Annotated in this window: 5 protein-coding genes; 3 read left to right on the plus strand and 2 right to left on the minus strand. The window is 71.1% G+C overall.

Annotation, left to right across the window (positions count from 1 at the left end):
* Window positions 1-7: 7 nt before the first annotated feature.
* Window positions 8-4,975 carry a non-ribosomal peptide synthetase gene (locus tag A4R43_RS02230; RefSeq protein ID WP_162788277.1) on the plus strand — a complete coding sequence of 1,656 codons (4,968 nt, stop codon included), beginning with the start codon at window positions 8-10 and terminating at the stop codon, window positions 4,973-4,975.
* A gap of 11 nt (window positions 4,976-4,986) precedes the next feature.
* On the plus strand, window positions 4,987-8,775 hold the full coding sequence (locus tag A4R43_RS02235; protein WP_113690739.1) for a non-ribosomal peptide synthetase: 3,789 nt from the start codon (window positions 4,987-4,989) through the stop codon (window positions 8,773-8,775).
* Window positions 8,776-9,116: 341 nt separating this feature from the next.
* Here A4R43_RS02235 and A4R43_RS02245 read toward each other — a convergent pair whose 3' ends face one another.
* On the minus strand, window positions 9,117-10,013 hold the full coding sequence (locus A4R43_RS02245; protein WP_162788278.1) for a phytanoyl-CoA dioxygenase family protein: 897 nt from the start codon (window positions 10,011-10,013) through the stop codon (window positions 9,117-9,119).
* A 188-nt stretch (window positions 10,014-10,201) separates the two neighbouring features.
* On the opposite strand from A4R43_RS02245, the gene A4R43_RS02250 reads away from it, so the two are divergent.
* Window positions 10,202-10,969 (plus strand): DinB family protein, encoded by a 768-nt coding sequence (locus tag A4R43_RS02250; protein WP_113690742.1) that lies wholly within the window; start codon window positions 10,202-10,204, stop codon window positions 10,967-10,969.
* A 203-nt stretch (window positions 10,970-11,172) separates the two neighbouring features.
* Here A4R43_RS02250 and A4R43_RS02255 read toward each other — a convergent pair whose 3' ends face one another.
* Entirely contained in the window at window positions 11,173-11,856 is a 684-nt protein-coding gene (locus A4R43_RS02255) for an FMN-binding negative transcriptional regulator (protein WP_113690743.1), read from the minus strand.
* Window positions 11,857-11,858: the final 2 nt, after the last annotated feature.

Consider the following 11,858-nt stretch of genomic DNA (forward strand, 5'->3'; position numbering starts at 1 on the left):
GCGATCGATGTCCGATCTCTGCGTACATCAGTTGATCGAGGCGCGAGCGGCGCGCACCCCGGACGCGCCTGCGATCATGTCCGGAGACGGTGTCCTGAGCTTCCGTCAGCTCGACGAGCGGGCCGGCGAGCTGGCCGACCGGCTCGCTGTGCGCGGTGTGCGGCCGGAGGTCCGGGTCGGGGTCGCCGTCGAACAGTCCGCCCGCTGGCTGGTGACGGTGCTCGCGGTGTGGAAGGCCGGTGGCGTCTACGTTCCGCTGGACGCCGCGCTGCCCGCCGAGCTGGTGGCGGGGATGCTGGCCGACGCCGAGGTGGAGCTGGTGCTCCGCGGTGGACCGGAGCGGACGTTCGACGGTGCCGGGTTCTCGGTGGCCGACCTGGCCGACCTCATGGCCGAACCGGCCGGCTCGGCCGAACCGGACCCGGCTGTGGCCCGGCCGGCGCTGTGGCCCGGCAATCTCGCGTACTGCGCCTTCACCTCCGGCTCGACCGGCCGGCCGAAGGCCGTCGGGGTCTCGCATGCCAGCCTGGCCGAACACGCCGCTGCGATCCGGGCGGAGCTGGGCCTGCGGTCGTCCGACCGGTTCATGCAGTTCACCTCGATGCACATCGACGCCTCGCTGGAGGAGGTGCTGCCGGCGTGGCTGGCCGGCGCCGCGGTCGTGCTGCCGGACACGCCCCGTCCGACCAGTGTCGAGCTGACCGGCGTGATGGTGGCCCGCGGGGCGACCGTGGTGAGCCTCCCGAGCAACTACTGGCACCAGTGGGCGGACGACCTCGCCGCTGGGACCGTGTCGCTGCCCGACAGCCTGCGCACCGTGTTCGTCGGCGGGGACAAGGTGCGGATGGACCGGCTCGCCGTCTGGATGGAGGCTGTCGGCTCGCGACCGGTGGACTTCGTCGCCGACTACGGGCCCACCGAGACCACGATCAGCTGCACCACCTACCGGCCGGACCCGGCGAACCTGCCCGACGTCGGACTCGTGCCGATCGGGCGACCACTACCCGGGGTGACCGTACACCTGCTCGACGACGAGCTGGCGCCGGTGGCCGACGGGGAACCGGGGGACGTGTGGATCGCCGGCTTCGGGCTGGCCCGCGGCTATCTGGGTGCGCCGGCCACCACCGCCGACCGGTTCTGGCCGGACCCGTTCGGGCCGCCCGGCGCCCGGATGTACCGGACCGGTGACCGGGCCAACCGGCTGCCGGACGGGAACCTGCAGTTCCTCGGCCGGTCCGACCGCCAGATCAAGATCCGCGGGTTCCGGGTCGAGCCCGGCCAGGTGGAGAACGCGGTGCGGGCCTGTGCCGGCGTACGCGACGCCGTCGTGGTCGCGGCCGACGACCCGGTTTCCGGCGCCCAGCTGATCGCCTACGCCGAGGGGGAGCACACGCCGGCCGCGGACGCAGCGCTCCGCGCCGAACTGGCCGACCGGCTGCCCGCCGTCATGCTCCCGCGGACCATCATCTGGCTGGACCGGATCCCGCGGTCCCCGCTGAACAGAAAGGTGCTGCCGTCCGAGCTGCCGCCACCACCACCCGCCACCCCCGCCCTGGCCGGCGCGGCCACGTCCTCCGGTGTGGAAGGCGTCGTCGCGCGACTCGTCGCCGACGTGCTGGGCCGGCCGGCCGGCGCCGACGAGGACTTCTTCGCGGCCGGCGGCGACTCCCTGCGTGGTCTGCAACTGCTCAGCGGCATCGCACGGGCCACCGATGTGGCTCTATCGTTCAACGAGCTGCGCTCCGCCCCGACCGTGACCGCCCTCGCCGCGCTGGTCAAGGGGACCAGCCGGCGAGACGCCGGCGGCGGAGTGGTCGCGGCGTCCGGCGAGCACGACGAATGGCGGCCGGCCTCGCGCGGCCAGGCCGCGCTGTGGTACCTGGACCGGCTGCAGCAGGGCGTCGCGACCTACGCCGTACCCCTCGGATACTGGATTTCCGGACCGCTGCACATCGAGCGGATGGATGCCGCGCTCACCGCGCTGGTGGAGCGGCACGAGGCGTTGCGGACCACCCTCGCGGAACGGGACGGCCGCGTCTGGTCCCGGCTCCAGCCGCCAGAGCCGGTCCGTACCGAGGTGAGATCCGTCGCCGACCGGGCGGCTGCGGCGCGCCTGGCCGAGGCCGAGGCGGCCCGGCCGTTCGACCTGTCCGCCGGACCGCTGGTGCGGTCCTGCTGCTACCGGGTCGACGACGAGCAGCACCTGTGGTTGCTCGATGTGCACCACAGCGTCTTTGACGCATGGTCGCTGGGAGTGTTCTGGCGAGAGTTCGCCGCGCTGTACCAGGCCCGCCCGCTGCCGGCGCCGTCCGTGCGGTTCGCCGACTACGTGGCCTGGCAGGAGCGCTGGCTGGGCTCGGAGGAGGCGGCCGGGCAGCGGCGATACTGGGTAGAGCAGCTCGACGGCGACGTGCCGGTGCTGGAACCCGGCCGGCCGACCGGGGCGGAGGGGCAGGCCGGGTTCTCGATACCGCTCGACCTCGCCGGCGTCGGCCTGGCCGCGGTGGAGCGGGTGGCCCGCGCTTATGGATCTACTCCGTTCGGCGTGCTGCTGGCCGGCTTCCTCGGCACGCTGCACCGGATGACCGGCGGTGCCGACGACGTGGTGGTCGGGGTCCCGATGGCCGGCCGGGTCCGGCCCGGCACCGAGGACCTGATCGGCTACCTGGTCAACACCGTGCCGCTGCGGATGCGATTCACCCCCGGCATGCGCTTCCGGGACCTGGTGGAGCGCACCGACGCGGCGCTGGCCGAGGCGCTGTCCCGGCAGGACCTGCCGTTCGCGGAGATGGTCGGCGGTCTTTCCCCCGGCGGGGCCGACAACCCCGTCTTCCAGACCATGTTCGTCTTCGAGTCCACCCCGATGGACGGCGGTGGCGAGATCGACGGCCTTCAGATCACCGAGCAGCCGATCCACTCCGGTACCGCCAAGGTCGCGCTGACCTGCACGCTGCGGCTGGACGACGGGACGCTGGCCGGCGAGGTGGAGTACGCCACCCGCCGGTTTGACCGCCCAGCCGCCGGCCGCTGGCAGGAAGCCTTGCTGACGCTCCTCGAATCGGCACTGGCGGACCCGTCGGCCCAACTGGCCGAGCTGCCGCTAATGCCGGCCGCCTCGGCCACCGCGCAGCTGGCCGCGATCAACGCCGGCCACGAGGACCGCGGCGCCGCCGGGACGCTGCTGCACGATGGTTTCCATGCCGCGCTGGCCCAGGCCCCGGACGCGGTGGCCGTGCAGGGGTGGACGAGCTCGGTCAGCTACGCCGACCTGGACGCCCGCGCCGAGGCGGTGGCGACCGCGCTGCGCAACTCACCCCACATCGGGCCGGAGTCCCTGGTCGGGGTGTGCGTCCCGCGCTCGGTGGAGTCGATCGCGGCGCTTCTCGGGGTACTCCGCGCGGGTGCCGGCTTCGTACCGCTGGATGCCGGCTACCCGGTCGAGCGCCTGCGCTGGATAGCCGCCGACTGCGAGATGGCGGCGGTGATCGCCGCGGGGCCACCGCCGGCCGGGCTGGAGGGCCTGCCGATCGTCGAGGCGGCCGCGCCGATCGTCGAGGCGGCCGCGCCGGACCGGAGTCACCGTCGGATCCACCCGCGGAACACGGCCTTCGTCTACTACACGTCGGGGTCCACGGGCCGGCCCAAGGGCGTCGTCATCGACCACGGCTGCGCGGCGTCCCGGGTGGAGTGGATCGCCCGGCGGTACGAGCTCGAGCCCGGCCGACGAGTCGTGCACAAGACGCCGTTGATCTTCGACGTCGCGATCTGGGAGATCTTCGCGACGCTCGCCGCCGGCGCCACAGTCGAGTTGGCCGAGGCGGGCTCGGAGACGGACGTGCCGTACCTGGCCGAGCTGCTCGCCGAGCCGGGCACGGTGCTGGCCCACTTCGTACCGTCGATGCTGGACATGTACCTGGCCACCGTTCCGGCCACCAAGTACCCGGACCTCGGCTGCGTGCAGACCTCCGGTGAGGCGGTGCCGGCGGCGCTTCTGGAGCGGTTCGCCGCCCACTTCGATCTCGACCTGCACAACGCGTACGGCCAGACGGAGACCTCGGAGGTCGCGCTCTGGACCGGGCGCGCCTGGCCGGCCGGCGGTGGCGTCCCGATGGGCCGGGCGGTCAACGGCTACCGGCTGTACGTGTTGGACGAAGCGCTCCGGCCGATACCGCCGGGCGTGGTCGGCGAGCTGTACGTCGCCGGCGTGGACGGCCTGGCCCGCGGCTACCTCGGACAGCCGGAGCTGACGGCGCAACGGTTCCTGCCGCATCCCTGCCCGGTGGTGCCGGGGGAGCGGCTGTACCGTACCGGCGACCTCGCCAGCCTGGACGACGACGGCCTGCTGCACTACGCCGGCCGGGCGGACAACCAGGCCAAGGTCAGGGGCGTGCGGGTGGAGCCCGGCGAGATCGAGGCGGTGCTGGACAGCCACCCGGCGGTCGAGCGGGCGGTGGTGGCGGTCCGGGAGGACGAGCCCGGCGTCAAGGAGATCGTGGCCTATCTGGTCGGGCCGGACGCCTTCATCCCCGAGGTTGCCGAGTACCTGGCCGGGTACTTGTCCCAGTATCTGCTGCCGGCGGTGTACGTGAAGCTGGATGCCCTGCCGCTGACCCCGTCCGGCAAGGTGGACCGGCAGGCACTGCCTGTTCCCACCATCCGGGACCGGGAGGCCCGGACCGGTGTCTCGGAGGTCACCTCGCTGATCGAGGCGGACGTCGCCGAGGTGTGGCGCGACCTGCTGCAGGTCAACCAGGTCGGTCGCAACCAGAGCTTCTTCTCCGTCGGCGGCACCTCCCTGTCGGCCCTGCAGATGCTGCACCGGATCAAGACCCGGTTCGGGGTATCGCTCACCGTCCGGCAGTTCTTCGACGCACCGACGATCGCGGGCGTGGCCGGGAACCTGGAGACGGCGCTGGCCGCCGAGGTGGCCACGATGTCCGACGACGACGTCGCCGAGCGGCTCGGCGACCGGTGAGGGGTAAGCCGATGACCACGTTGGACGCGAACAAACAGCGGCTGCTCATGAAGTTGCTGCGCGAGCGGGCCACCGCGGCCGAAGTGCCGCGCATCACCCCGGTGCCGCCGGGGACCGCCGTTCCGCTCAACCCGCCGCAGGCGGGGATCTGGTTCTCCTGCCGGCAGTACCCGGACAGCAGCGAGTACAGCATTCCGGACCTGCAGGTCATGGAGCGGGCGCTGGACCATTCGACACTGCGCGCTGCCACGGCGGAGCTGATGGCCCGGCACGACATCCTGCGAGTGCGGATGTTCGAGCGCGACGGTGTCCCGATGCAGCAGGACTGCGGCCCGATCGAGCCGCCGGTGACCTGGCACGACCTGCGGCACCTGCCGGCGGACGAGGCGGCGGCGCGCGCCACCGAGATCAGCAGCCGGGCCGCCGAGAGTCCGATCCCGCTCGACGAGCCGTGCTTCTTCACGATCATCGGATTCGCGTTGCCCGGCGAGCGCACCATGCTGGCGACCAACTTCCACCACCTGGTCGCCGACGGAATCTCCCGGGAGCAGGTCGTCCGGGAGCTGGGCGCGTTGCTGGCCGGCCGGACACTCGACCCGCCCCCGCCGGTTGGCTTTCTCGATTACGCGGCCTGGGAACGCGAGAACACCGACGAGGCGACGGTCCAGCGCGACCTGGCCTACTGGACCCACAATCTGACCGGTCACCTGCCGGTGCTGGACCTGCCGAGAGACCATCCCCGGCCGGCCCGAGCCAGCCGGGCCGCATCCACCGTGCCGGTCACGATTCCCGGTTCGTTGCTGACTCGGCTGCAGCGGCTGGCGGCGGACGACGGGGTCACCCTGTTCGTTGTCGTCCTGGCCGCGTACAAGCTGTTCCTGGCCCGGATGGCGGGGCAGCGGGAAATCCTCGTCGGCGTCCCGCTGGCCGGCCGGGACCATGAGGTCGCCGAGTCGATGGTGGGCTGCTTCGTGAGGTCGGTGCCGCTGCGCACCAACTTGTCCGGCGACCCGACGTTCCGCGAGGTCGTCCGCCGGGTGCACGAGGCCTTCCTGGAGGCCCACGACCATCAGGCCGTACCGTACGCCCGGGTGGTGGCCGAACTGGGGTTGCCCCGGCTGTCTGGGGTGCACCAGGTGTTCCAGACCATCATCACGCTGCAGCACCCGGTCGGCGGCTCGGGCTGGGCGGCCGAGAAGAGTGTGGCGCTGAATACGAACTCCATGCCGGTCGACCTGGCTCTGATCCTGCACCCGGACGGCGACGCGCTCGGCGGCATCATGTTGTACTCGGCCGACCTGTTCGACCGGGGCACCGCGCTCCGATCCGCAGGTGTCCTCGAGCATCTGCTGGCCGCGGCCGCCGAGCGGCCGGACGCGCGAGCGTTCGAGCTGCCGCTGCTGTCGCAGGCAGAGCGGGAGCGCGTGCTGCACGGGCTCAACCGGGACGTCCGGCCGGACATCGCGTACCGCACGCTGGCGCAGCCGTTCGAGGAGCAGGTCCGGCGCGCCCCGGACGCGATCGCGGTGCGCGGTGCCGAGGGCCGGTTCAGCTACGCCGAGTTGAACGCCCGGGCCAACCGGCTGGCGTGGTTCCTGCGCGACACCGGGGTCGGTCCGGGAAACGTCGTGGCGCTGTGCCTTTCCCCCGGGGTTGACCAGACGGTCGCGCTACTAGCCGCGGCCAAGGCCGGCGCCCCGTACGTAACGCTCGATCCGGAGGAGGGCCGGCTCGGGGCGATGCTGGACGGTGCCGCCCCGGCAGCGGTGATCGTTGACGGGTCGACGGCGGGCCGCGTGCCGGCAGGACCGTGGCAGGTGCACTCGTTTGCGGAGTCCGGCCGGTGGGCCGGGGTGCCCGCCGACGACCTGCCGGTCGAGGCAACTGGGTACGACCTGCTGTGCCTGCGCTACGCGGCGCACGCCACCGACCGGCCGGCCGCGATCGCCTACCCGGTCGAGGGGGCGCTGGCCGAGTTGGCGCAACTTCAGCACGACCATCCCCTCGGTGCCGGCGACGTAGCGCTCCTGGCGACGCCCGAGGACTGCTTCTGGCCGCTGTCGCAGGGCGCGACGGTCGCCTTGGCGCCGCCAGCGGTGCACCAGGACCCGCGGCGGCTGGCGGACCATGCGGAGGCGTACGGCGTCACGACGCTGTCGGTCGTGCCGTCGATGGTGCCGGACGTGGCCGGGTTCCCGGGCGACCTCGTCGCCGGCTACGGGCCGGCCGAGACCGGGCGGGTCACCGACCAAGGCCGGCCAGCCGGCCACCGTGCCCTCTACGTACTGGACGAGGCGCTGGCGCCGGTGCCGATCGGCGTGGTCGGTGAGCTCTACGTCGGCTGCGAGATCGGCCTCGCTCGCGGATACCACCGGCGGCCGGCGCTGACCGCGCACCGGTTCGTGGCTGACCCGTTCGCTGCCCCCGGCGCCCGCATGTTCCGCACCGGCGAGCTCTGCCGGCACCGGGAGGACGGCGTGCTGGAGCATCTTGGCCCGATCGACCGGCAGGTCCGGATCCACGGCCTGCGCGTCGAGCCGGCCGAGATCGAGGCGGCCTTCGCCGAGCAGGACGGCGTGCGGCGCGCCGTCGTGACCGCGGCGCCGGACGGCGGCCTCGCCGCCTTCGTGGTGCCGGACGGGGAACGTGAGCTGTCCGGGAGAAGGCTCGTCGACGGCGCCGCCGCGCGGCTGCCGGAGTACCTGATGCCGGCAACCGTCACGGTAGTGGAGGAGATCCCCCGGAGGGGCAGCGGCGAGATCGACGTGGCCGCGCTGCTCGACCTCCGGGACCGCGACACGGAAGCTGACCGCACCGACGCACCCGAGACCGAGCTGGAGGCGCGGCTGGCCGGGATTTTCTGCCGGGTCCTGCGCCGGGACTCGGTCTCGGTCACCGAGAGCTTCTTCACCATGGGTGGCCACTCGCTGCTGGTCTTCAAGCTGATCGAGGATTGCGCGAGCGAGTTCGGGCTGAAGCCGAGCGTCCTGGACGTGTTCACCGGCCCGACGGTCCGCGCGCTGGCGGCGACGCTGGGCGCGATGCGACCTGCAGGGGGCGTGGACCCGCTGGTGAGCCTGGTCGAGCACCCGGGCGCGCCGCTGGTGGTCTTCGTGCACGCCGCGAGCGGTTCGGTGCTGCCGTTCTACCAGGTGGCCAAGCGGCTCGGGCGGGAGTTCGCGGTGTACGCGCTTCAGTCGCCGCCGGAGGTTCCGCCGGCGTCGATCGAGGAGATCGCGGCCCGCTACGTGGAAGAGGTCGACGCGGTGCGCGGCGTCGCCCCGGTCGTGGTCGCCGGCTGGTCGATGGGCGGCGCCGTGGCGCTGGAGATGGCCCGCCGCTGGCTGCATCGCAACGAGCGGGTCGCCGCGACCCTCCTGCTGGACACCTGGGCGCCGCCCGCGTTCATGTCCGCGGCGGCGGACGCGGCCCGGGTCCGGGCTTCGGTCCTGGCGCTGGACGTGCTGCGCCTGGAGGGGGCCGACGCCACCCCGGCGACGCAGGCCGAGCTGGCCGAGACCGTCGAACGCAACCGCGCGGCGTTCCTCGACTACCGGCCGGAGTACTACCCGGCCGAGGTGGACCTCCTGCGCGCGAGCGACCCGCTGCCCGCCGACGCGCCGCCGTTCCCGGCGGGCTACCTGGACGGCGACCGCGGCTGGTCCGCCGTCGCCGCCGAGGTGACGACCGCCGAGATCAAGGGAAACCACCTGAGCCTCTTCGACCAGGAGCACGCCGACCAACTGGCGGCGGCGATCAGCGCCGCGATCGCCCGGCGGATGGGCTACGAGGAAATCTGAGCGCGCCCGGACGCGTTGGCCGCTCCACGCGAGGACCTGGCCACCCTGGAGGCCGAGCGACACGGCGCCCCGCTGACCTTCGTCCTGGCCGAGGCAGTCATCGAGTTCGCCGCCGACTTGCGCCGGGGACGTAAGCCCCGCACCGGATACGCCCGGACCACGGACGGTCTATCCGCGGCCGAGCTGACCGCCGAGCTGGTGGCGCACGACTTCCGCGGATGAGCCTCATCGGCGATGCCGGCGTGCTGTTCATTCATCAGCACGATGATCATGTTGAGCGAGCTGATGCCGCCCATGGGTTGGGTCGCGCGAGGATCTCGGCGAACCTCTGCCGGTAGTCGTCAGTGGCCATCGGACTCGACCTTCGGGAAGGGGAAGCCGTTGAGGTTCTCCCGGTACATCCGGTTATGCCCGTACTTGTCTTCGCCGGACACCATGACGCATCCGTGGTAGTCGAGGTCGATCGCGTCGCCGAACCCGCTGAGACGGTTGATGTGCTCGTAGACCCGCACGGACGGCGGGATGTAGCGGGACACCAACCCGACGCGCTTGTCGGCACTGACGTTCGGGTGCGAGCCGTGGACGCACTTGTCCAGGAAGATGACGAACTGGCCGGGCTTCAACTCCATGTCGACGATCTCGTGACTGTTCGGATCCCAGTCCTTGTCGAGCTTGAGCTCCGCGTAGTCGTAGCCGTTGTGGGACTTGTTCTCCACGTTGTAGGACTGCTTGTGGCTGCCGGGCAGGAAGCGCAGGCAGCCGTGCGCCTTGTCCGTCTCGGAGAAGGCCGTCCAGACGAACAGCTCCCGCGTGGCGGCCGTGGACTCCTCGGTGTAGCGCAGCGAGGGATACGAGCGGGTTTCCGACTCGTTGTACACAGTGAATGCCTCGACCTGGTGCCAGCCCGTTCCCGAGTCGCCGGGCTCTTTCTCGAAGATGTGCGTCTTCCAGCACATGATGTCGTTATCCATGAGGCTGCGAAGCTTGTGGACGATCGCCGGGTGGGCGATATGCCGGGACAGCGCTTCACAGTCGAGATGGCGGTCGTAGTTGATGATGGTCGAGTCGTGCGGCTTGTTCTCGGACGTGACCATATCGATCATGGCTTGGCTCCAGACCAGCGGAGCCTCGTCCTCGGCATAGAGGTCGAACGGCCCGAGGAACCCGTTCTCGTTGAAGGACTCCACCTGTTCGGCCGTCAGCCCTCGGATCGCCGGGTCGCTCGTGCTTTCCGCCACCTTGACCCCTTCATTCAATGAGGTACCTGCCAGCCGGACATGCCTGGAACGAGGAATGCGGGGCGGCCGCTGCCGATGGAGGCTACTGACACGCCAGTCGCGCCAACCGTAGGCGGCGCGGACGGACGGGTCTAGTCACTGAAACGGGCGTCTGCATCGGTGCGGGACGGATACGGGAGGCTGTCCAGATGACTGCTGAGTACACCCAAGGTGACCAGTTCCGTGGTGCCCGCATCCATCTGTGCGACCTCTCCGGCCTGGAGGTTCGTGATTGTGACGTCACCGGTTTGAAGATCGTGGACTGCTATGGGGGTGAGGTTTCCCTTGGTGGCGGTTTTGAGCGTGTTGTTGTCAATGACGTTGATGTGACCGCCTATGTTGAGGCTGAGCTGGATCGGTTGCATCCGAACCGGGTGCTGGCCCGTGAGGCCACGTCTGCCGCTGAATTCCGGGTTGCTTGGGATGCGATCGAGAGGCAGTGGGGGGAGACGATCGACCGTGCTGGGCGCTTACCGGAGGTGAAGCTGCATGAGCGGGTCGATGGTGAGTGGTCGTTTGTTGAGACGCAGCGGCATCTGCTGATGGCTGGTGATGCTTGGATCGGTAACGCTGTGCTGGAGGAGGATGCGCCGTATCATCCGTTGGGGCTTCCTGGTGGCGGGATGCCGGCTGAGGCATCGGCGAAGCTTCTCGGGCTCACTCTTGATGTGGTCCCGACGCTGGAGGAGGTGCTCGTGCCGCGGCTTGCTCGCATGGCCGCGGTGCGTCGGGTTGTCGACGAGCTCACCGAGGCTGAGTTGAATCGGGTGTGTGGTCGCAAGCCGGCCGATTCGTATCCGGACAAGGACTACGTCGTGCGCCGTTGCCTCAGCGTCGTGCTCAGGGAAGAGGCCGAGCATCACCGGTACGCGGTGCGCGACCTCACCGTGCTCGAGGCCGATACCCGAACCGAGTGAAAGCGCCCACCGAGCAGGAGCGCTGACCGGTCGGGCGACTTCCAGCCGCAATGCTGCTGCTACTCCCGGCCGCCAGATTCTGGTCGTCTGCCACAGCGAACCACATCCCATCGAACGCTGCCTGGAGTGGGTCAGCCGGTTCCGTCGGCTGGCCCGCCGCTTCCCACCACCGGATTCCTGCGCCTGGCATCCGCTCTGCCCGGTCAGAAGGGGCAGGCGGACACGGTGTCGTCCGGCGATCCGGCGGAGCCGCCCATCCCGGCCTCCCGCATCAGCCGGGCGATCGGCCAGCCGGCGCCGCTGGGATCCGCCTCGTAGCGGCGGATCACCGACTCCTGCACGTCCGCCGGCTGCTCCTGGCTGAGTTTGAACAGCGCCTCCGCCGACTCGATCGTCAGTCGGAAGGCACCGACTCCGTGCACGATCCGGCGGAAGTAGTCGACCGAGGAGGTCTGGTCCCAGCCCGCGCCGAAGCGATCCTCCAGGCGAGCGGCCGTCCACCGGACGACCTCGAGTGTCTCCTCCCGCCCGCGGATCAACCGTAGGCGGCCGCAGACGTGCACAGCCGCGAAGTTCCACGTCGGCGCGGACGGGTCGCCGGGGTAGACGGCCGGGGTGACGAAGCCGCCCGGCCCGTCGAACATCAGCCGGGCGTACGTGCCGTCCGTGAGCGCCTTCCAGTGCGGGTTGGCGCGGTTGAGGTGGCCGAGGATCTCGGTGCCGGCCAGCGGGCCGGACTCGGGTTCACCCGGCGCGACCAGGGCCGGCAGGCGGGTGGCCAGGGGAGCGGTCGTCCCGTTCGTGGTGAGCGTCGCGAGGGGGTGGCCGTCGATGATCCGGCGGTGCCAGTCCTCGTCCTTGATCCGGTAGTGGCTCGGTACGAACATGG

Source organism: Amycolatopsis albispora (genome assembly GCF_003312875.1).
Taxonomy (GTDB): domain Bacteria; phylum Actinomycetota; class Actinomycetes; order Mycobacteriales; family Pseudonocardiaceae; genus Amycolatopsis; species Amycolatopsis albispora.

Excerpts from the sequence above, each read along its gene's own strand:
- A4R43_RS02230 (WP_162788277.1), top strand. The coding sequence starts at position 8 with ATGTCCGATCTCTGCGTACATCAGTTGATCGAGGCGCGAGCGGCGCGC.
- A4R43_RS02235 (WP_113690739.1), top strand. The coding sequence starts at position 4,987 with ATGACCACGTTGGACGCGAACAAACAGCGGCTGCTCATGAAGTTGCTG.
- A4R43_RS02250 (WP_113690742.1), top strand. The coding sequence starts at position 10,202 with ATGACTGCTGAGTACACCCAAGGTGACCAGTTCCGTGGTGCCCGCATC.
- A4R43_RS02255 (WP_113690743.1), bottom strand. The coding sequence starts at position 11,856 with ATGTTCGTACCGAGCCACTACCGGATCAAGGACGAGGACTGGCACCGC.